General features: G+C 70.8%; 18 protein-coding genes. 16 read left to right on the forward strand and 2 right to left on the reverse strand.

Annotated features, from left to right (window positions below):
* Positions 1-8: 8 nt before the first annotated feature.
* The 9 genes from K1T34_RS26360 to K1T34_RS26400 all read left to right on the forward strand — a co-directional run bounded on the left by K1T34_RS26360 (position 9) and on the right by K1T34_RS26400 (position 9,631).
* Positions 9-662, forward strand: coding sequence for a hypothetical protein (locus K1T34_RS26360; protein ID WP_220246845.1), 654 nt, complete (start codon positions 9-11; stop codon positions 660-662).
* A gap of 31 nt (positions 663-693) precedes the next feature.
* Entirely contained in the window at positions 694-2,247 is a 1,554-nt protein-coding gene (locus K1T34_RS26365; protein ID WP_220246846.1) for an alkaline phosphatase, read from the forward strand.
* A 275-nt stretch (positions 2,248-2,522) separates the two neighbouring features.
* Positions 2,523-4,502 (forward strand): protease pro-enzyme activation domain-containing protein, encoded by a 1,980-nt coding sequence (locus K1T34_RS26370; protein ID WP_220246847.1) that lies wholly within the window; start codon positions 2,523-2,525, stop codon positions 4,500-4,502.
* A 308-nt stretch (positions 4,503-4,810) separates the two neighbouring features.
* Positions 4,811-5,818 (forward strand): sigma-70 family RNA polymerase sigma factor, encoded by a 1,008-nt coding sequence (locus K1T34_RS26375; protein WP_220246848.1) that lies wholly within the window; start codon positions 4,811-4,813, stop codon positions 5,816-5,818.
* Positions 5,815-6,402, forward strand: a complete 588-nt coding sequence (locus K1T34_RS26380) for a TIGR03086 family metal-binding protein (RefSeq protein ID WP_220246849.1) — start codon at positions 5,815-5,817, stop codon at positions 6,400-6,402. Before K1T34_RS26375 ends, K1T34_RS26380 begins: the two co-directional genes overlap by 4 nt.
* Complete coding sequence (locus tag K1T34_RS26385) at positions 6,399-7,205, forward strand: SDR family NAD(P)-dependent oxidoreductase (RefSeq protein ID WP_220246850.1); 807 nt, start codon at positions 6,399-6,401, stop codon at positions 7,203-7,205. Before K1T34_RS26380 ends, K1T34_RS26385 begins: the two co-directional genes overlap by 4 nt.
* Positions 7,206-7,241: 36 nt before the next feature.
* Entirely contained in the window at positions 7,242-8,024 is a 783-nt protein-coding gene (locus tag K1T34_RS26390; RefSeq protein WP_220246851.1) for an SDR family NAD(P)-dependent oxidoreductase, read from the forward strand.
* A 51-nt stretch (positions 8,025-8,075) separates the two neighbouring features.
* Positions 8,076-8,837, forward strand: coding sequence for an isocitrate lyase/phosphoenolpyruvate mutase family protein (locus K1T34_RS26395; RefSeq protein ID WP_220246852.1), 762 nt, complete (start codon positions 8,076-8,078; stop codon positions 8,835-8,837).
* Positions 8,838-8,839: 2 nt separating this feature from the next.
* Positions 8,840-9,631 carry an SDR family NAD(P)-dependent oxidoreductase gene (locus tag K1T34_RS26400; RefSeq protein WP_220246853.1) on the forward strand — a complete coding sequence of 264 codons (792 nt, stop codon included), beginning with the start codon at positions 8,840-8,842 and terminating at the stop codon, positions 9,629-9,631.
* 38 nt (positions 9,632-9,669) lie between these two features.
* Here the strand turns inward: K1T34_RS26400 and K1T34_RS26405 are convergent, their stop codons facing one another.
* Positions 9,670-10,896, reverse strand: a complete 1,227-nt coding sequence (locus K1T34_RS26405; protein ID WP_220246854.1) for an MFS transporter — start codon at positions 10,894-10,896, stop codon at positions 9,670-9,672.
* 348 nt (positions 10,897-11,244) lie between these two features.
* On the opposite strand from K1T34_RS26405, the gene K1T34_RS26410 reads away from it, so the two are divergent.
* The 7 genes from K1T34_RS26410 to K1T34_RS26440 all read left to right on the forward strand — a co-directional run bounded on the left by K1T34_RS26410 (position 11,245) and on the right by K1T34_RS26440 (position 18,294).
* Complete coding sequence (locus K1T34_RS26410; RefSeq protein WP_220246855.1) at positions 11,245-12,618, forward strand: cytosine permease; 1,374 nt, start codon at positions 11,245-11,247, stop codon at positions 12,616-12,618.
* Positions 12,619-12,661: 43 nt separating this feature from the next.
* Entirely contained in the window at positions 12,662-13,342 is a 681-nt protein-coding gene (locus K1T34_RS26415; RefSeq protein WP_220246856.1) for an SDR family NAD(P)-dependent oxidoreductase, read from the forward strand.
* The gene (locus K1T34_RS26420) at positions 13,339-14,376 is read left to right on the forward strand and encodes an S-adenosylmethionine:tRNA ribosyltransferase-isomerase (RefSeq protein ID WP_220246857.1); all 1,038 of its coding nucleotides are present in this window, start codon (positions 13,339-13,341) and stop codon (positions 14,374-14,376) included. Before K1T34_RS26415 ends, K1T34_RS26420 begins: the two co-directional genes overlap by 4 nt.
* 116 nt (positions 14,377-14,492) lie before the next feature.
* Positions 14,493-15,551, forward strand: a complete 1,059-nt coding sequence (locus K1T34_RS26425) for an ABC transporter substrate-binding protein (RefSeq protein ID WP_220246858.1) — start codon at positions 14,493-14,495, stop codon at positions 15,549-15,551.
* A gap of 36 nt (positions 15,552-15,587) precedes the next feature.
* Positions 15,588-16,379, forward strand: a complete 792-nt coding sequence (locus tag K1T34_RS26430) for an ABC transporter ATP-binding protein (protein ID WP_220246859.1) — start codon at positions 15,588-15,590, stop codon at positions 16,377-16,379.
* Positions 16,366-17,247 carry an ABC transporter permease gene (locus tag K1T34_RS26435; RefSeq protein WP_220246860.1) on the forward strand — a complete coding sequence of 294 codons (882 nt, stop codon included), beginning with the start codon at positions 16,366-16,368 and terminating at the stop codon, positions 17,245-17,247. The genes K1T34_RS26430 and K1T34_RS26435 overlap by 14 nt, the downstream gene beginning before the upstream one ends.
* A gap of 48 nt (positions 17,248-17,295) precedes the next feature.
* Positions 17,296-18,294, forward strand: coding sequence for a YdcF family protein (locus K1T34_RS26440; RefSeq protein ID WP_220246861.1), 999 nt, complete (start codon positions 17,296-17,298; stop codon positions 18,292-18,294).
* Positions 18,295-18,359: 65 nt separating this feature from the next.
* Here K1T34_RS26440 and K1T34_RS26445 read toward each other — a convergent pair whose 3' ends face one another.
* Complete coding sequence (locus tag K1T34_RS26445; protein ID WP_220246862.1) at positions 18,360-20,126, reverse strand: DEAD/DEAH box helicase; 1,767 nt, start codon at positions 20,124-20,126, stop codon at positions 18,360-18,362.
* Positions 20,127-20,266 lie beyond the last annotated feature (140 nt).

The raw sequence follows: 20,266 nt of genomic DNA on the forward strand, positions 1-20,266 counted from the left end.
CTATGGCCATGAAGCGTTCGAAGCTCCGGCGCCTCGCCGGATTCGGGGTTGTCCTGGCCGCGATCGGTGGGTTCGGGCTTTCCGCGGCGGTGCCCGCGTTTGCCACGGTGCCCGGCAAGGTCCAGACCGCGGGCGACCCGCTCAACGTCCGCCGCGCACCCAATGCCGCCGCCACCGCCGTGAAGACGGTGGCCAACGGCGCGACCGTCGCCATCGAGTGCCAGACCACCGGGAGTTCCGTGGCCGGCCCGCTCGGCACCACCACGATCTGGGACTACGTGCCCGCGCTCGGCGGCTACGTGTCCGACGGCTACGTGCAGACCGGCTCCGACGGCCGCGTCGCACCCGACTGCGGCACCGGTACCGGCAGCGCCCAGTGCGCCGCGTCCTGCGCCGCCGAAGGCGTGTTCCGCTCGTCCGACGCGCACTTCGTCGCCTACGACACCAACGCCGACGGCAGCTCCGGCGTCGTGCAGTACTGGCTCGCCGACGGCTCGGGCCCGTACTACGTCTGGGCTTCCGGTGGAAGCGGCACCTCGGTGGACAAAGCCGCGCCCGTCGCGAAGGGCAAGTGGGTCTTCTACAAGGTCTGCACGGGCCACAACACCTCGCCGCCGACGTTCGCCGGCTGCAGTGCCGGCCTCACCGACTTCGCGGCCTGACAACCCCTACTCCCCGAAAGGATCCCCTGACATGGGCCAGGTGAACCGGCGCTCGGTGCTGCTGGGCGGACTCGCCGCCGTGACCGCGGCCGCGGCGACGACCGCACTGCCTTCGTGGGCCAACGCGCGCACCGCCGTCGCCGCCCCGGCGATCCACGACCCGTTCCAGCTCGGTATCGCCTCGGGCGACCCGTTGCCGGACAGCGTGGTGCTGTGGACGCGGCTCGCGCCCGCGCCGCTCAACGCCGATGGCTTCGGCGGCATGCCCGACGCGACGTACGCGGTGGACTGGGAAATCGCGAACGACGAGGCGTTTTCCTCGATCGTGCAAAGCGGTTCGGTGAGCGCTGTGCGCGCGTCCGCACACAGCGTGCACATCGAGCCGACGGGTCTCGAGCCGGCGCGCGAGTACTTCTACCGCTTCAAGACCGCCGGCTACATATCGCCGGTCGGGCGCACGCGCACGGCGCCCGCCGCGGGTGCGGCCGTGAACCAGCTGAAATACTGCTTCACGTCCTGCCAGCACTGGGAGGAAGGCTGGTACCACTCGTACAAGGGTGTGGTGCGCGACGATCCGGACCTCGTGCTGTTCCTCGGCGACTACATCTACGAAAAGCCTTCCGGGCGTAAGAAGGCGGAACTCAACCCGCGGCGGCTCGCGGTGCCTTCGGACACCACGACGTTGGCTCTGTACCGGGCTCGGCACGGCCAGCACAAGACCGATGTGGACCTTCAGGCCGCGCACGCGCTGGCGCCGTGGCTGGTCGTGTTCGACGACCACGAGGTGATGAACAACTGGAACTCCACCACGAGCCCGGCTTCGGCCGCCCGTAAAGGTTACGGGTTCCAGGCGTTCTACGAGCACATGCCGATCCGGTCCACGGCCAAGCCCAACGGCTCGTCGATCCAGCTGTACCGCCAGTTCCTCTGGGGCAACCTCGCGCGCTTCCACATGATGGACACCCGCCAGTTCCGCAGCGCGCAGGTCACCGGCACGGCGTGCGGTCCGTACCGCGACACCTCGCGCACCATCACGGGCACGGCGCAGGAACAGTGGCTGCTCAAGGCGTTCGAGACGCACCCGGCGACGTGGGACTTCCTGGGCCAGCAGGTGTTCTTCGCCCAGCGCGACGGCGACGGCAATTCGACCACGTGCGAGAGCCCCGACTCGTGGGACGGCTACCAGGCTTCGCGCGATCGCATCACGCAAGGCTGGATCGACCGCGGGGTGCCGAACCCGGTGGTGCTCACCGGCGACGTCCACCGGCACTGGGCGGCCGACCTGCGCAAGGACTACTTCGACCACAGCGACCCGATCGTCGGCTCGGAGCTGGTGACCACGTCGGTCACGTCCAACAGCGACGACGCCGCGCCGCCGTCGGCCGCGTGGCTCGCGAACAACCCGCACATCAAGTACTGCAAGGGGGAACGCGGCTACGTGCGCGTCACCGCGACGCCGGCGCAGATGCTGGCCGACTTCGTGGTGGTGTCGGACACGAGCGTGAACGACCCGGCGAAGCTGGTGATCAAGACGGACAAGAGCTTCGTGGTCGGTGCGGGTTCGAAGGGGCTGCAGGCGGTGTGAGCAACCGACGGAAGTAGGTGGTGCTTCCCCGTCCGGCGTGCTCCGTGATACCGCGATGCGGAACTTTGAATCGGACTTTTGTTCCATTAGGCGACATTCCACTCGGGACAGTGTGGACGAACCGGACTTCCTCCTTGTGTGCCAACGAAGATCGAGTGCGGCTTCGAGATAACGGTTCCGCACCGGTGGGCGGGACGCTTCCCCGGCGGCCGGTGCGGACCTAGTCTCGGGCCGGACGTCTGCGGCCTGGGCCGCGATTCACGAGGGAGTTGCCTGTGCGAAGAAGTCTCACCGTGTTCCTTTCGCTGGCGATGGCGGGTGGCCTCGCGGCCGCCACGCCGGGGCTGGCGTCTGCGGCGTCGGCCCCGGGCCGGGCCGAGATCCCCGCGTCGCACCCGCTCTGGGCGAACCCCGGGGCCAAGGTCGCGAACACCGCGCCGGCGTCGAAGCTGGACTTCCGCGTGTACCTGAACCTGCGTGACGAGGCCAGTGCCGAAGCCGTGGCGGCGGGCGTGTCCGACCCGCAGTCCAAGAGCTACCGGCAGTACCTGTCGCCGCAGCAGGTGCGCGACCGCTTCACCGCTTCGGACCAGACCGTGTCCGCGGTGAAGACGTGGCTGTCGGGCGCCGGGTTCCAGATCGGCGACGTGCCGTCGAACCGCGCGTACGTGGAGGCCGTCGGTACCGCGGACCAGGTGCAGAAGGCGTTCGACGTCACGCTCGGCAAGTACGCCGTGAAGGGCCAGACGCTGCGGGCGGCGGACAAGAACCTGTCCGTGCCGGCAACACTTGCTTCCTCCGTGCTGGGTGTTGTGGGCGTCGACCAGGCGACGAGCCTGCTGAAGCCGGACCACACCTCAGGCGCCGACACCGCTTCCGCGAAGTCTTCCGGCCCGGCGACCGCGCCTCCCGGCGCCGGTTTCCGCAACTCGGGCCCGTGCAGCGACTACTACGGCCAGAAGACCGACACGACCGACCCGGCGTACAACGGCAAGCAGCTGCCGTACGCGCCGTGCGGCTACAAGCCGGCGCAGCTGCGTTCGGCGTACGGCCTCGACCAGGCCGCCAAGCTCGGGGCCGACGGCCGCGGCACCACGATCGCGATCGTGGACGCCTTCGCTTCGCCGACCATCTACGCCGACGCGTCGGAGTACGCCAAGCGCAACGACCCGGCGCACCCGCTGACGAAGGCGCAGTTCAGCCAGCACGTCTTCCCGGTCAACCCGGCCGACGAGGGCCCGGACCAGTGCGACGCCTCCGGCTGGTACGGCGAGGAGACCCTCGACGTCGAAGCCGCCCACGGCCTCGCGCCGGGTGCGAACATCCTCTACGTCGGCGGTTCCGACTGCGAGGACCTCTCCCTCGACACCGCGCTGAACTACATCATCGCCGGCCACAAGGCCGACATCGTGTCGAACTCCTACGGCGACACCGGCGAGGACCTGCCGGCCGACGAGATCAAGGCGTTCAACCAGATCGCCGTGCAGGCCGCGCTCGAGGGCATCGGCGTGTACTTCTCCTCCGGCGACAACGGTGACGAGGCCGCGCGCCTCGGCACGCCTTCGCCGGACTTCGCGGCTTCCTCGCCGTGGGTCACCGCCGTCGGCGGAACCTCGCTGGCGGTCGACGCGTCCGGCAAGCGGACCTTCGAGACCGGCTGGGAAACGGGCAAGTCCACGCTCACCGCGGGCGCCTACGCCCCGTCCTTCCCGGGCGCCTTCAACGGCGGCGCGGGCGGCGGCACCAGCCGCGTGTTCCCGCAGCCGGCGTACCAGAAGGGCATCGTGCCGGACGCGCTGTCCACGAAGAACCAGAAGGGCAAGGCCAAGGGCCGCGTCGTCCCGGACATCTCCGCGGTCGCCGACCCCAACACAGGCATGCTCGTGGGCCAGACCCAGCGCTTCCCCGACGGCGACTACTACGACCAGTACCGCATCGGCGGCACCAGCCTGGCGTCCCCGGTCTTCGCGGGCGTGATGGCCGTGGCCGACAGCCTGGACCACTTCCACCACGGCTTCATCAACCCGGCGCTCTACCAGCTCACGTCACGCACCGGCACGATCTACGACGTGAAACACGTGGACGCCGCCGTGCAGCGCGTGGACTTCGCCAACAGCGTCGACGCGTCGGACGGCCTGCTGACCTCCGCCCGCACGCTCGACTACCCCAACCTGACGATCCACACCACCAAGGGCTACGACGACGTCACCGGCCTGGGCTCGCCGAACGGCTTGCCGTTCTTGTTGCTCGTGTGATCCGCTACTGAGGGTCGGTGCAGGCCCCCGCTTTGCCGCGTTTCGGCAGGGTGGGGGCCTGCGTCGTTTCCGGGGTCAGTTCGACGACGTCGGCGGCCCAGCCCCGGGCCGGACCACTTCTCCGACCCGGACCGGTGCCACGTCCGAAATTCACCCTCGCTTCAGCGATGAGTTTGCGGGCGCCCGATTGTCTCTACCAGGACGCCGGACCACCGGCCGACCGGACGGAGAACCGCTATGACGACGCCTGACCTCACCGACGCGAAAGAACCGGCCGCCAGGGCCGGTCGCGGCCGGGTGGCTCGGCGATGACGGCCGCCGGCGAGGCGGAGTTCGCAGTGCTCGCCGACCGTCATCGTCCGGAGCTGCTCGCGCACTGCTACCGGATGCTCGGGTCGCTGCAGGAATCGGAAGATCTCGTGCAGGAAACGTACTTGCGCGCCTGGCGCTACTACGACCGGTTCGAGGGCCGCTCCTCGGTGCGGTTGTGGCTGTACAAGATCGCGACCACGACGTGCCTGACCGCGCTCAAGAACCGCCGGCGCCGACCGCTTCCGTCGGGCCTCAGCGCGCCGTCGGACGACGCCGAGGTGGCGCTCGGCGGGCCGGAAGCGGACATCCCCTGGCTGCAGCCGGCGCCCGACAGCCTGTTGCACGCCTCCACCGCCGACCCCGCGACGGTCGTGTCCGGCCGCGCCGGGGTGCGGCTGGCGTTCGTCGCGGCCCTGCAGCAGCTGTCCGCGCGGCAGCGCGCGGTCCTGATCCTGCGCGACGTCCTCGGCTGGCACGCCAGAGAGGTCGCCGAGATGCTCGACACCTCCGTCGCCGCGGTCACCAGCGCGTTGCAACGCGCCCGGGCCCACCTGGCTCAGGCCGGTCCGATTGCGGACGACGTCGCCGAACCCACGGAACCCGAGCTGCGGAACCTTCTCGACCGCTACGTCGCGGCCTTCGAACACGCGGACGTCGCCGCGCTGGCGAACCTGCTGCGGGCCGACGTCGAGCTGGAGATGCCTCCGATTCCCACGTGGTTCACCGGCGCCGACGTGGTGTGCGCGTTTTTGGCCAGGGAGGTCCTGAGCACGCCGGGTCAGTGGCGCCTGATCGCCACGCGCGCCAACGGCGCCCCCGCCTTCGCCGTGTACCAGCGCGGCGGCGATGGCGCTTTCCACGCCTACGGTGTGCAGGTTCTTTCGCTGATCGGTGCGCACGTCGCCCGCATCAACGCCTTTCTCGATCCCGGCCTGATCGCCGCCTTCGACCTGCCTGCGGTGGTACCGGCACCACCTGCCACTCCGCGCGCTGCCCGGACGTGAGCGGGCCGCTCGTGCGTCCCGGCGGCGAGGAGAGGTCCGTTCTCGGCAGCGCCGCCCGGTACCTGTTGCGCAGCGTCCTGTTGGCGCGCGACGCCGATCTGTCGGCACGGACACCGTGCCCGGATTGGAACCTGGGTGACCTGCTCCGCCACGTCCGAGCGTCGCTGGAAGATCTCACCGGAGTGCTGATCGCGAGCGAGCCACCGTACGCCCGCGGCCCGGAGCCCGACGCGGAGCCGGTCGCCGCGATCCGCGCCCGCCTCGTCGACCTCGTGGTCGCGTGGGCTTTTGTCCTGCCGGGCGATCGCTGGTGCGAGGTCGGGGATCGGCGGGTTCAGGCGGAGATCGTGGTGTACACCGCGGCCACCGAAATGGTCGTGCACGGCTGGGACATTTCGCAGAGCTGCGGAGCACAACACCTCATTCCCGCCGAACTGGCGCGGAGTCTGCTCGCTGTGTCGCGGCCCCTGGTCGAGGCCGGTGCCGGAGTTCGGGCGTTCGCCACTTCACTGAGTTCCCCGGCGACGGCAACACCGGGCGAACGACTGCTCGCACTCTTCGGCCGGAGCCCGGATTCCCGATGAGTTCACGCACGCCCGGTTGTCTCTATTCGGGTGGTGGCCCGAAACCGCCACCCGAGACAGAGGAGATCGTCATCATCACGAGCATCGCAGGCAAAACCGTTCTCATCACCGGAAGCAACCGTGGCATCGGACAGGCGCTCGTCGAAGAAGCTCTGAAGCGAAACGCGAAGCGGGTCTACGCCGGGATGCGGCACCCCTCGGCCCACGCGGACCGGCGGGTCACCGCGCTCGCCCTGGACGTGACCGACGCGGCACAGATCCGCGAAGCCGCCGCCGAGGTCGAAGCTCTCGACGTCCTCGTCAACAACGCGGGTATCGCGCTTTACGACGACCTGAGTGATCGCTCGGTGCTCCAGCAGCACCTCGCCGTGAACCTCTTCGGTACCCACAGCGTGACCCAGGCCTTCCTGCCCTTGCTGATGCGGTCCGCCGGCGCCGTCGTCAACAACCTGTCGGTCAACGCGTTCGCCCCGTTCCCGCTCATCCCGGCCTACTCGATCTCGAAAGCCGCCGCGTTCTCCCTCACACAATCACTGCGCGCGCTGGTCGCCGAACACGACGTCAGCGTTCACGCTGTCCTCACCGGCATCGTGGACACCGACATGTCGCGAGGCGTCGACATTCCGAAGGCCTCCCCGGAGTCCGTCGCGCGCGGGATCTTCGACGGGGTGGAAAAGGGCGAAGAGGATATCTTCCCGGATCCCATGGCCCAGTCCCAAGCCGAAAGCTGGCGCACTGGGGCGGCGAAGGAGCTGGAGCGCCAGTACGCGGCGATCGCGGGGGCGAGCGCCCAGCGTGTCTGATCCCGGAATCGACCACAGCGAAAAGGGGAGCGGACCATGCTGCTCGAAGGCAAGAACGCGATCGTCTACGGTGCCGCCGGCGCGGCCGGCAGCGCCGTGGCCCGAGCTTTCGCCCGTGAAGGGGCGCGGGTCTTTCTGACTGGCCGGAACCTCGCCAAGCTCGACGCACTGGCCAAGGAGATCGGCGGAGCGGCGGAGACGGCGGTGGTCGACGCACTCGACGAAACGGCCGTGGAGAGCCATTGCGACGCGGTGGTGCAGGCGGCGGGAAGGATCGACATCTCCTTCAACGCGGTCGGGATTCCGCAGCAAGGCCTGCAAGGAATCCCGCTGACCGACCTGCCGGTGGCGAGTTTTCTGGTGCCGATCACCACCTACACCCGGGCTCACTTCGTCACCGCCAGGGCCGCTGCGCGCCGCATGACGGTTCAGCGGTCCGGCGTGATCCTGATGCACACACCGGAACCAGGCCGGGTGGGTGTCCCGATGCTCGGCGGAATGGGCCCTGCCTGGGCCGCGCTCGAAGCCCTCAACCGGGAACTCTCGGTGGAATACGCGCGGTCCGGGGTCCGGGCCGTCTGCCTGCGCACCACGGGCATGGAGGAGACCTCGACGATCGATGTCGTCTTCGGGTTGCACGCCGACGCGCTCGGCATCACGAAAGAACAGTTCGCGACCGTTGTCGCCGAAACGACCCACCGCAAGCGTGCGACCACGCTGGCGGAGTTCGCCGAGGTGGCCGCTTTCGTCGCCTCTGAGAAGGCGGCCGCGATGACCGGCACGGTCGCCAACCTGACCGGCGGGGTCATCGTCGACTGAGTTCCGGCCCGTAAGGCGCGGGCCGAGAAGATCCGATGCGGAGGACACCCCATGACCACTGACGTGACGGATGTGAAGGTTCGCGCCGAACGGCTGCGCGAGCTCCACAGTGGAGAGATGCTCGTGCTGCCCAACGTGTGGGACGCGGCGAGCGCGGCGATCGTGGCCGAAGCGGGGTTTCCCGCGGTCGCCACCGCGAGCGCCGCCATTTCGGCGATGCTCGGCCATCCCGACGGTGAGGGTGCGCCGTGGGAGGAGATGTTCGCCGCTGCCGGCCGCGTCGTCCGCGCGGTTTCGGTTCCGGTCACGGTGGACGCCGAAGCGGGATACGGCATGCGGCCGCGTGAATTGGTCGACCGCTTGCTGGACATCGGCGCGGCCGGCTGCAACCTGGAGGACAGCGACCACCGCAACGGCGGGCTGGTCGAGGCCGGTGCGCAGGCCGACCGGCTCGCGGCCGTCCGCGCCGCCGCCGAGGGCGCCGGCGTCCCGATCGTGATCAACGCCCGTGCCGACACCTTCTTGCCCACCAGCGGAATCCCGGAACCGGACCGGCTCGCGGAAGCGATCCGGCGGGGTCGGCTCTACCGAGCCGCGGGCGCCGACTGCGTCTACCCGATCGGCGTACGCGACCGGCGTGACCTCGCCACGCTTGTCGCCGAGCTGCCCGGCCCGGTCAACGGCAACACGGGCGAGCAGTTGGAGCTGTCCACACTGCGGGAGCTCGGTGTGGCCCGAGTGTCCTACGGCCCCCGCTTCTACCGCTCGGCCCTGGCCGACCTGAAGACCGCCGTCGAGAAGATCAGGAGCTGAAAGTGCTGCTGGAAAAGAAGAACGCGCTCGTTTACGGAGCGGGCGGGGCGATCGGAAGCGCCGTCGCGCTGGCCTTCGCCGCCGGGGGAGCCCGGGTCTTCCTCGCCGGGCGCACCCGCGCCGGTCTGGAGGTGGTCGCCGAGAAGATCCGGGCCGAGGGCGGTGTCGCCGACGTCGCCACGGTGGACGTGCTGGAGGTCGACGCCGTCGAAGCGCACGCGGACGCGGTGGTGAGCGAGGCGGGATCGCTCGACGTTTCGTTCAACGCGACCAGCCTCCCGCAGACGGGTATTCAGGGCACCCGGCTCGTCGACTTGTCTCCCGAGGCCTTCGCCCTGCCCATGACCACCTACCCCATGGCCACCTTCCTCACCGCCCGGGCCGCGGGACGGCGCATGATCGAGCAGGGATCGGGGGTGATCCTCACGATCACCGCATCTCCGTCGCGAACAGCCACTCCGCGAATGGGTGGGATGGCGCCGGCGTGGTCGGCGGTCGAATCGCTGGCACGGGGCCTGGCGGCCGAGCTCGGACCGCACGGTGTCCGCGTCGTGTGCCTGAACGCGGCGGGAATGCCGGAGACGACGCAGCTCACCGAGGTCTACGGCTTGCACGCCGACGCGTACGGCATCAGCCGCGACGCGTTCCAGGACCGCATGGAGACGCTGACACTGCGGAAGAAGCTGCCCACGGTCGCCGAGATCGCCAACGTGGCAGCGTTCGTCGCTTCGGACCGCTCCAGCGCGATGACCGGCGCGATCGCCAACGTCACCGGCGGCCTGGTCGTCGACTGAGGGGAGCCCGGTGGCGGCGGCTCGCCTGGCACTTCAACCTAGCCGCCGCCACCCGCCGACGAACCGGCCTCTGCCGGTGTGTGGCGCATCTTCCGCACCACCGGCGACAACAACGGCACCAACGCCGCCACCGCCAGCACCACCCCACCGGCCGTGGCCACCGGCCCGGCGCCGAACGCCGAAGCCAACGGCCCCGCCGACAGCTGACCGATCGGAATCCCCACATAAGACCCGAAGTCGTCATAAGCGGCCATCCGCGAGAGCAGATGGTCGGGGACGTTCTCCTGCACCGTCGTATCCCACGCGACGTTCGCGACCCCACCGCCGAGCCCTGCCACCAGCGCCGCGGCAGCAAGCGCGACGAAACCCGGCGAAGTCCCCAGCACGATCAGCGGCGTGGCCGACAAGGCGGCGCACACCTGCCCCAAGCTCAGCAGCCGGCGAGCCGCCACCCGGTACATGACCACACCCGTGATCAGCACCCCCGCGGCCCGCACGCTCAGCACCGCACCCCACGACGCCTCGCCGATGGTGGCGCGCGCGATGGTCGGCCCGAGGACCTGCCAGACGCCGGTCTGCGCGATGTTGACGACCGTGAACGCCGCCACGATCTGCCACAGCCACGTGATCCGCCGGAACGCGTGCCAGCCCTCGCGGATGCCGCGCAGGACGCCCGCCCGCGACGAGCCGACGACCGGAGGGAGGCGGAGAAAGCTGAACGCCAGGCCGGCCACCACGAACGACAAGCCGTCCGCCGCGATGGCCCAGCCGCCGCCGACGGTGGCCACGAGGACACCCGCGACGGAAGGCCCCGCCACCTTCGAGATGTTGCGCGCCGATGACAGCAGCGAGTTCGCCTGACGCAACAACCCCCGGTCGACCAGTTGCGGCACGATCCCGCGCAGGGCCGGCGTCGTGAACGCCGTGAGCACCCCGTTGGCGAACTCTGTACACACCAGGAACGGCAGCGAGTAGTTTCCCGTCAGCAGCACCCCCGCCGCCACGAGCTGGGTCGCGCCGCTGCCCAGGTTGGCGAGGCGCAGCACCAGGTCACGCGGGAAGCGGTCGGCCACCGAGCCCCCGACCAGCAGCAACGCGAGCATCGGCACCATGTTCGACGCCAGCACGATGCCGAGGTCCCCGGAGTCCGGGCTGGCGTCGAGCACCGCGAACGCGAGCGCCACCGGCGTCATCGAGCTGCCGAGCAACGACACCATCCGCGCGCCGAAGAACACGGCGAAGCGCCGCGACGCCAGAACCCCCATTCGATCATCGTGCCAGCGGGGCCGTGGGCCGTCGAAGGAGTTTCAGCCTGAACCCGGCGCGTGAACATCCGACGGCGACGACGGAAACAGGCGCTCGCAAGGCTTCTTCGCGAGGCTCGATCTCGTGGGAGACCTCCGCTGGGTGGTGGCGTTGTGGTCGAACCCGTTCGAGCGGATCGTGGTTTCCGGGACGGTGGTCGAGGTCACCGACAACCTGGGAAACTCGGTCTCTTTCGATCTCCTCGACCCGAACTTCTCCTGGCAGGGGAGACGTTCGTCGCGGAAGCTTCCCCCAACCCCGGCCAGCAGCAATCATGACACCCGGCAAAACGGGAGAAGGGCCAGTACATGAGCGGGATCGACGCGGAAGTCTTCGGGGGACGCATGCCGTCCGGCGCGGGCGACTTCGCCATCGAGACGCACGGCATCAGGCCCGTGCCCGAGGCGAACCGGTTCGGCCGGCCGTGGCGGCTCGCGAGCGTGTGGTTCGCGCCCAACCTCACCATGACCGCCGTCTTCACCGGCACGCTCGGTTCGACGCTGGGGCTGGGCTTCACGACCGGGTTCATCGTCGCGCTCGTCGGCACGATCCTCGGCTCGCTGCCGCCCGCGTACCTGTCGACCTGGGGCCCGCGAACGGGCGCGGGCCAACTGCCGCTCGCGCGCCTGCCATTCGGCCGCACGGTGGTGCTGCCGGGGCTCGTGCAATGGCTCGGCAGCATCGCGTGGGACGCGCTGGTCGGGCTCTTCGGCGGCGAAGCGCTGGCGGAGCTCACAGGGCTGCCGTTCTGGCTCGCCGTGGTCCTCGTGCTGGCCCTGCAATGCCTGCTCGGCGTGTTCGGCTACGCCGTGATCCACCGCGTGCAGGCCGTGATGAGCGCGGTGCTCGTGGTCGCGTTCGTGGCGCTCGCGGTCAAGGTCGTCCTCGACCACCCGATCACCTTCACCGACTCCGCGACCGGCGGCGACTACGCGGGCGCCATCGTGCTGTTCTCCACGATCACGCTCAGCCTCGCCATCTCGTGGGCGCCCTACGCCGCCGACTTCAGCCGCTACCTGCCCGCCGACACGAAGCCGGCCGGGGTCTTCTGGTTCACGCTGCTCGGGCTCGTCGCGTCGTACGCGCTGGGTGAGGGCATCGGCCTCGCGCTCGGCTCGGCGCTGGGCGACCAGACCGCCGCCGGCGTCTCGCAGCTGGTCGGCGGCGGCGCGGTCGGCGGGCTGGCGCTGCTGGTGATCGCGCTGGCCGCCGTGTCGTCCAACGCCATGAACGACTACAGCGGCTCGCTCGCCCTCCAAACGGTCGGCGTGCGGCTGCGCCGCCCGGTGTCCGCGGTCGTGGTGACCGTGCTGGCGTTCGTGCTCATCCTCTGGATGCACAGCGGCGACCTGTCGGCGAAGTTCGAGAACGTGCTGCTGTTCGTGAGCTACTGGATCCCGCCGTTCCTGGGCGTCGTGGTGCCCGACTGGCTGCGTCGCACGAAGCACGGCCGACGCTTCGACATTGGCGCTGAGCTGCGGAAACCCACCCGGTCATGGGCGGCGCTCGTGGCGTTCTTGGTCGGCTTCGCGGCGGCGGTGCCGTTCATGAACACCACCGTCTACACCGGACCTGTCGCCGCCGCCCTGCACGGTGCGGATCTGGCGTACTACGCGGGGTTCGTGGTTTCGCTGGTGGCGTACTTGATCCTGCGCGGCGAAAAGAAGGTTGACCTCCAGTAAGGTAGAGGTCGCACGCTGGCTGGTACCTACTCCAGGAGGAACCATGCCAGTCGCTGTCATCACCGGCGCGTCAGCCGGTCTGGGGCGGGCCCTCGCCGGGGCCCTCGTCCGTCGCGAGTGGACAGTGCTGGGCACCGCGCGGGGTGAAGAAGCCTTGCGGGCCACGGCCGACGAGCTCGGCTTCACCGCCGTGCCCGGCGACGTGACGGACCCTGCGCACCGCACCGCCCTCGCCGAGGCCGCCGGGCCGCGGCTCGATCTGCTCGTGAACAACGCCAGCAGCCTCGGCGTCAGCCCGCTGCCCCCGCTGGCCGACTACCCGCTCGAAGCCCTGGAATCCGTCTACCGCACCAATGTCTTCGCGCCCCTCGCACTCACTCGAACGCTGCTGCCCGCGCTGAAAACCGCGAACGGCACTCTCGTCGACATCAGCTCCGACGCCGCCGTCGAACCCTACGAGGGCTGGGGTGCCTACGGCTCGGCGAAAGCCGCGCTCGACCACGCCACCGCCGTGCTCGGTGTCGAGAACCCGGAGCTCGCCGTCTACGCCGTCGACCCCGGTGACCTGCGCACGGCCATGCACCAGCTTGCCTTCCCCGGCGAGGACATCTCCGACCGCCCGCTGCCCGAGACGGCCGTGCCCGCGTTCCTCAGGCTGCTCGACGAACGCCTGCCCAGTGGCCGCTACCGCGCCGCCGACCTCGCCACGGCGGTGCGCTCGTGACCACCCCGCACACCCGCTTCACGCTGTCGGACGACCTGCTCGCCGGCGCGCCACCCGAAGCACGGGGCCTCGCCCGTGACGAGGTCCGGCTGCTCACCGCGAGCCCGGACGGCGTTCACCACGCCACGTTCCGCGAGGTCGGCGACCACCTGCGGCCCGGTGACCTGCTCGTCGTCAACACCTCGGGCACGCTGCCCGCCGCCGTCGACGCCGTACGCGGCGACCACGTCGTCGGCGTCCACTTCTCCACCGAGCTCGATGCCGTGGAATTCGACGAGGGCACCTGGGTCGTCGAACTCCGGGCCCCCGGTGGCCCGCTGCTCGACGGCCGCGAGGGCGAGCACCTCGCCCTGCCCGCCGGCGCCGGCCTCACCCTGCTCGAGCCGCACATCGCCGGCCGGCGACGGCTCTGGCGCGCCCGCGTCGACGTCGAAGGCGGCGTCGGGAAGTACCTGGCGCTCGTCGGCCGCCCCATCCGCTACGGCTACGTCCCGCGCACGTGGCCGCTCACCGACTACCAGACCGTGTTCGCCCGCGACCCCGGCTCGGCGGAAATGCCCAGCGCTGCCCGCCCCTTCACGGCGGAACTGGTGACGCAGCTGGTCTCCCGCGGTGTGCTCTTCGCGCCGATCCTGCTGCACACCGGCGTCTCGTCGCCGGAAGCGGGCGAGCCGCCGTACGCCGAGCGCTACCGCGTCCCCGCCACCACGGCCGCGCTGGTCAACTGGGTGCGCACGCAGGGTGGCCGCGTCGTCGCCGTGGGGACCACCGCGGTCCGCGCGCTGGAGTCGGCCGTGGTGGACGGCGCCGTCACCGCCGCGTCGGGCTGGACGTCGCTGGTGCTGGGCCCGGACCACCCGGCTCAGGTCGTCGACGGGCTCGTCACCGGCCTGCACACGCCTGAGGCCTCGCATCTGCTCCTGCTCGAGGCCGTCGTCGGCCCCGCCCTGGTGCAGCGCGCTTACGACGCGGCCATCGAACGGAGGTACCTCTGGCACGAGTTCGGCGACGTCTCGCTGCTGCTGAGCAAGTAACGGCACCCCTGTCAAGGGCCTCCCACCGGTTTTCCCGCGATGCGGATGTCGATGCGCCCGGGTGAGTGACCGTGCGAACCTCGCCGGGACCCGGTCACCGCTGGAAGGGCCCACCCGTGCGCAAGCTCCCGAGAACCCGTTTGTTCGCCGCCGCGCTCGTCGCGCTGACCGCAGTGGGCGCACTCGCGGGCTGTTCGCGCGCGGACCGGCCGCAGGCCGCGGCCACGGACGAAGGCGCGGCGACGGAGGTGCGCCTCGGCTACTTCCCGAACGTCACCCACGCGCCGGCGCTGATCGGCGTCGACAAGGGCTTCTTCACCCAGCAGCTGGGCAAGACGAAGCTGACCACGCAGACGTTCAACGCCGGCCCCGACGAGGTCAACGCGCTGCTCGGCAAGTCGCTCGACATGGCGTTCATCGGCTCGGGCCCGGCCATCACGGCCTTCAGCAAGTCCGCAGGCGCCATCCAGCTGGTCTCCGGCGCGGTCTCGGGCGGTGCCCAGCTCGTGGTGAAGCCGGACATCACCAGTGTCGACCAGCTCAAGGGCAAGACCCTGACGACGCCGCAGCTGGGCAACACCCAGGATGTGGCGCTCAAGAAGTTCTTGGCCGCCAAGTTGCTCACCGGCCAGGTCACCGTGACCACGATGGACAACCCGAAGACGCTCGACGCCTTCCGCAAGGGCGACGTCGACGGCGGCTGGCTGCCCGAGCCGTGGTCCTCGCGGCTGGTGCTCGACGCCGGCGCGAAGGTGCTCGTCGACGAGAAGTCGCTGTGGCCCGACGGCCGGTTCCCGACCACCGTGGTGATCGTGCGCAGCGAGTTCCTGCAGCAGCACCCCGACACCGTGCGCGCGGTGCTGAAGGGTGAGCTGGCGGCCATCGACTGGGCCAAGGCCAATCCGGCGGACGCGAAGACGGTCGTCAACGGAGCGCTCAAGAAACTCGCCGGCAGCTCGCTGAGCCCGGCCGTGCTCGACCGCGCGTTCTCCGGCATCGAGCTGACCACGGACCCGATCCCCGAGCAGTTCCCGCAGCTGGCGCAGGACTCCGTCACCGCGGGCGTCGCGAAGTCCGCCGTGGCGCTCAAGGGGTTCGCCGACTTCGGTCCGCTCAACGAGGTCCTGCAGGAAGCGAAGCAACCCGCCGTCGAAGCCCCCGCCCTGGCCAAGTGACTGCGTCCCGGTGATTCAGGAAAGAGGCAGCGAGCGATGACGATCACCCTCCCCAGTGGACGGACCGAGTTCACCGGCACGGCCGCGGTGCGGCTTGCCGGCGTCGGCAAGGCGTTCGGCCCGGCCGGGCGTGCGGTGGTCGCGCTCGACGGCGTGGACCTGACGGTGGCGCCGGGCGAGTTCGTGTGCCTGCTCGGTGCGTCCGGCTGCGGCAAGAGCACGCTGCTGAATCTCGTGGCCGGCCTCGACGCGCCATCGGCGGGGGAGATCACGCTCAACACCTCGCGCCCGGCGGTCATGTTCCAGGAGGCCGCGCTCATGCCGTGGCTCACGGCCGCGCGCAACGTCGAGCTGCCGCTGCGCCTGGCCGGGTTCGGCCGCGCCGAGCGCCGCCACAAGGCCGCCGAGCTGCTGGACCTGGTGCGCCTGAGCGGCGTGGGCGGGAAGCGTCCGCACGAGCTGTCCGGCGGCATGCGTCAGCGGGTGGCGCTGGCCCGCGCGCTCGCGGCGACCCACCGCGTCGGCGGCGACGCGGAGCAGGCCCTGCTGCTGATGGACGAGCCGTTCGCCGCGCTCGACGCCATTACCCGCGACGTGCTGCAGGGCGAGCTGCTGCGCGTGTGGGGGCGCACGGGCACGTCGGTGCTGTTCGTGACCCACGACGTGCGCGAGGCCGTGCGGCTGGGCCAGCGCGTGGTGCTGCTGTCTTCGCGCCCGGGCCGCGTGGTGCGTGAGTGGACCGACGTGCCGCTGGCCGACACCGAGGAGCTGACCGAGGAAATCACCGGCCACCTGCGAAAGGTGATCAGCACCCATGCCGCAGCCTGACGGACCCGTCGACGAGCTGGATGCCGTCGGTTCCGGCCTCGACGCGCTCGACGCCCCAGTAGGGGAGCGCCGCCCGTCGTTCTGGCGCCGGTTCGCGTGGGGTTTCCTGCCGCCGGTCGTCGCGCTCGTGCTGCTCGTGGTCGTGTGGCAGATCCTGTGGGCCGCCGCGTTCTGGCCGGAGGCGCAGCTGCCCGCGCCGCTGGCCGTGTGGAACGAGTTCTGGGACCGCCTCACCGACGGCGAGGTGTTCGGCTTCATCTGGACGTCGCTGCACCGCGCCGCGCTCGGCTTCGCCGCGGGCGTGGTGATCGGGACGCCGCTGGGGCTGCTCGTCGCCAAGGTCCGCGTGGTGCGCGCGGCGATCGGGCCGCTGCTCACGGGGCTGCAGAGCCTGCCGTCGGTGGCCTGGGTGCCGGCCGCGATCCTGTGGTTCGGCATCAACGACGCGGCGATCTACTTCGTCGTGCTACTCGGGTCCGTGCCCTCGATCGCCAACGGCCTCGTATCCGGTATCGACCAGATCCCGCCGATCCTGCCGCGCGTCGGCCAGGTCATGGGCGCGCGCCGGCTGGCCGCGGCCCGCCACATCCTGCTGCCCGCCGCGTTGCCCGGCTTCCTCGCCGGGCTGAAGCAGGGCTGGGCGTTCTCGTGGCGTTCGCTGATGGCGGCCGAGCTCATCGCGCTGTCGCCGCAGCTCGGCATCGGCCTGGGCGCGTACTTGAACCAGGGCTCGTCGCTCAACGCGATCGAGAAGGTGATCGCGGCGATCTTCCTGATCCTGCTCGTCGGGATCGGGATCGAGCTGCTGGTGTTCCGGCCGCTGGAGCGCGCCGTGCTGCGGGCGCGCGGCCTCACGTCCTCGCTCTGACGGGGCTCGCCCGACGCGGTTTCGCGGCACCCACCACAATGTTCGATCATGGCCCCCGCGATCCTGGCGCTGCTCGCCGATCTGATCTTCTTCGTGCGGTTCCTGCGCGAGCCACGGCGGTTCGGCAACGCCGTGTGGTTCGCGATCGCTTTGGTGTTGACGGCGTTGTGGCTCTTCAGCCTCACGGCGGGGCTGGTGTGGCTGCAGACCGTGGTGCTGATCGTCGTCGCGGTGGTGGCGGTGGTCGCCGCGCTGGTGCTGCCGTGGGCGCTGGTCGCCAACGGCGCGGTGATGTGGCGCCGCGAGGGGCATCGGCCGGCTAACCTGCTGTCGCTGCTCGCGGGGCTGGCGATCCTGGCGGTCTACGTCTTCACGGTGGGCGCGGTCGCCTTCACGCGCGCGGCGCCGTGGCTGATCGTGGTGGCGCTCTCGGCGCTGCTGCTCTCGGCGTATCTCGCGTTCGTGTTCACGGCACTGCTCATGTACTCCGTGCTCTACAGCAGGCTGAACCGCCGCGCCCGCGTCGCCGCGATCATCGTGCTGGGCTCCGGTTTGCTGGGTGACCGCGTGCCGCCGCTGCTGGCCAGCCGGCTGGACCGCGGGGTCCAGTGTTACCAGCGCTCGCCCGAGGCCGTCGTGGTCGTGTCCGGTGGCCAGGGGAGTGACGAGCTCACCTCGGAAGCCGCGGCGATGGCTGCGTATCTGGAGAACGCCGGAGTGTCTCGGGAGTCGGTGCTGCTGGAGGACAAGGCCACGACGACCGACGAGAACCTGCGCTACAGCGTGGAACTGCTGCGCGCGCGGGGGATTTCCGGCCGGATCCTCGCCGTGACGAACAACTACCACGTCTTCCGCACCGCCATCCTCGCTCGCCGCCTGCGGCTGCGCTTGGACGTGATCGGCGCGAAGACCGCTTCGTACTTCGTGCCGAGCGCCTTTCTGCGCGAGTTCGTGGCTTTGCTGGTGCAGTACAAGAAGACGAACATCGCCGCGTTCGTGGTGCTGGGCGGCTTCCCGCCCGCGTTCGCCTTGCTCGGCCAGCTCTGACGCGCCTGCGGCACAAAAAACCGGCCCGCAGGCGCGGAGCCTGCGGGCCGGTCTGAAGTGGATGGTCAGCGCCCGGTGCGGCGAGATCCCGCGCGGGTGCCGGACGAGAACGCTGCGGCGCCACGGCTGGAGCCTGAGGCCGAGCCGGCGCGGCTGGGCTGCTGCGAACGCGTCGCCGACTGGCCGGAACCACCGCGGCGCGGTTCGCCCTGCGTGCGGGCGGCGGCTGCGCCACTGCGACCGCCACCGGTGCGCCCGGCTGCGGCGCCACCGCGGCCGGCGTTCGCGCGCCCGGCGCCGCTGCGGCCCCCGGCTGAACGACCGGCGTCACCACGACCGCGACCGGCGCCGTCGGCGACCGCTTCCCGCGAAGCGCCACCGCGACCACGGCCGCCGCCCTCGCCGAACGATTCGCGAGCAGCACCGCCGCGACCGCGGCCTTCGCCGAACGAGTCCCGCCCGGCGCCACCACGGCTGCCGCGGCTGGAGCCGCCGCGTCCGGCCGACTCGCCCCGGCGCGACTGAGCGTTGGCGCGAGCGCCCTGCCCACCGCGGTTCTCCGGAGCCGGCCCGCCACGACGCCCACCGCGAGCGGCGGAAGCGTCGCCGCCGGAAGCGGTGACCTTCTTCGGGCGGTCGTCGACGATCGGGCGGCGCGGCGAGGCGTCGAAGGTGCGCTCGCCGGGGGCGAGCTCGGCCAGCAGCGGGTGGCCGGGGCCGATCTGCGTGGTCGTGGGCTTGATGCCGGCCTTGCGGGTGAGGTCGCGGACGTCGGCGACCTGGTCGTCGGTCATCAGCGTCACCACGGTGCCCGACGCGCCGGCGCGCGCGGTGCGGCCGGAGCGGTGCAGGTAGGCCTTGTGCTCCACGGGCGGGTCGGCGTGGATGACGAGGGTGACGTCGTCCACGTGGATGCCGCGGGCCGCGATGTCGGTGGCGACCAGCGTCTTGGCCGCGCCGGAGGAGAACGCCTCCAGGTTGCGCGTGCGCGCGTTCTGGCCGAGGTTGCCGTGCAGTTCGACGGCCGGCACCCCGCTGGCCACCAGCTTGCGCGTGAGGCTCTTGGCGCGGTGCTTGGTGCGCGTGAACACGAGCGTGCGGCCGGGTGCGGCCGTGAGGTCGACGAGCACCGGCAGGCGGTGGGTCTCCTCGAGGTGCAGCACGTGGTGCGTCATGGTCGAGACCGGCGACTGGGCCGAGTCGACACTGTGCGTGACCGGGTCGTGCATGAAGCGCTTGACCAGCACGTCGACGCCGCCGTCGAGGGTCGCGGAGAAGAGCAGCCGCTGCCCGCGCTCGGGCGTCTGGTCCATGATGCGCCGCACCTCGGGCAGGAAGCCCAGGTCGGCCATGTGGTCGGCCTCGTCGAGCACGGTGATCTCGATCTGGTCGAGCTTCACCTCGCCGGAGCGCATGTGGTCGGCCAGGCGGCCGGGGCAGGCGACGACGATGTCCACGCCGTCGCGCAGGCGCGTGATCTGCGGAGACGCGCTCACGCCGCCGAAGATCGTGGTCGTCTTCAGGCCCAGCACCTTGCCCAGCGGCGCGATGGTGGCCTCGATCTGGGTGGCGAGCTCACGCGTCGGCGCGAGGATCAGCGCGCGCGGGCGGCCGGGGCGCCGGCGCGTGGGGCCGGCGGAGAGGCGGGCCAGCACGGGCAGCGCGAAGCCGTAGGTCTTGCCGGAGCCCGTGCGGCCGCGGCCGAGCACGTCGCGGCCCGCGAGCGTGTGCGGCAGCGTGGCTTCCTGGATCGGGAACGGCGAGGTGACGCCCTGGGCCGCCAGCGCGTCCACCAGGGACTTGGGCAGGCCGAGTTCAGTAAATGTGGTCATAAGTGCGTACGGGCGCTCGAAACGCCCCGGTTCTCCATACGTGAGAAGGGTTGTCCTGCCCGGCGCAGACCTCGGGGGGCCGCGGCGCGTGGTAGTCGACAACAACACGCGATCCGAGGCAGAACTGAGCGGACCGCAAG

Origin of the sequence: Amycolatopsis sp. DSM 110486 (genome assembly GCF_019468465.1) — a bacterium.
Classification (GTDB): domain Bacteria; phylum Actinomycetota; class Actinomycetes; order Mycobacteriales; family Pseudonocardiaceae; genus Amycolatopsis.

Excerpts from the sequence above, each read along its gene's own strand:
- K1T34_RS26395 (WP_220246852.1), top strand. The coding sequence starts at position 8,076 with ATGACCACTGACGTGACGGATGTGAAGGTTCGCGCCGAACGGCTGCGC.
- K1T34_RS26375 (WP_220246848.1), top strand. The coding sequence starts at position 4,811 with ATGACGGCCGCCGGCGAGGCGGAGTTCGCAGTGCTCGCCGACCGTCAT.
- K1T34_RS26445 (WP_220246862.1), bottom strand. The coding sequence starts at position 20,126 with ATGACCACATTTACTGAACTCGGCCTGCCCAAGTCCCTGGTGGACGCG.
- K1T34_RS26435 (WP_220246860.1), top strand. The coding sequence starts at position 16,366 with ATGCCGCAGCCTGACGGACCCGTCGACGAGCTGGATGCCGTCGGTTCC.
- K1T34_RS26405 (WP_220246854.1), bottom strand. The coding sequence starts at position 10,896 with ATGGGGGTTCTGGCGTCGCGGCGCTTCGCCGTGTTCTTCGGCGCGCGG.
- K1T34_RS26390 (WP_220246851.1), top strand. The coding sequence starts at position 7,242 with ATGCTGCTCGAAGGCAAGAACGCGATCGTCTACGGTGCCGCCGGCGCG.
- K1T34_RS26440 (WP_220246861.1), top strand. The coding sequence starts at position 17,296 with ATGGCCCCCGCGATCCTGGCGCTGCTCGCCGATCTGATCTTCTTCGTG.
- K1T34_RS26410 (WP_220246855.1), top strand. The coding sequence starts at position 11,245 with ATGAGCGGGATCGACGCGGAAGTCTTCGGGGGACGCATGCCGTCCGGC.
- K1T34_RS26365 (WP_220246846.1), top strand. The coding sequence starts at position 694 with ATGGGCCAGGTGAACCGGCGCTCGGTGCTGCTGGGCGGACTCGCCGCC.
- K1T34_RS26360 (WP_220246845.1), top strand. The coding sequence starts at position 9 with ATGAAGCGTTCGAAGCTCCGGCGCCTCGCCGGATTCGGGGTTGTCCTG.
- K1T34_RS26430 (WP_220246859.1), top strand. The coding sequence starts at position 15,588 with ATGACGATCACCCTCCCCAGTGGACGGACCGAGTTCACCGGCACGGCC.
- K1T34_RS26415 (WP_220246856.1), top strand. The coding sequence starts at position 12,662 with ATGCCAGTCGCTGTCATCACCGGCGCGTCAGCCGGTCTGGGGCGGGCC.
- K1T34_RS26385 (WP_220246850.1), top strand. The coding sequence starts at position 6,399 with ATGAGTTCACGCACGCCCGGTTGTCTCTATTCGGGTGGTGGCCCGAAA.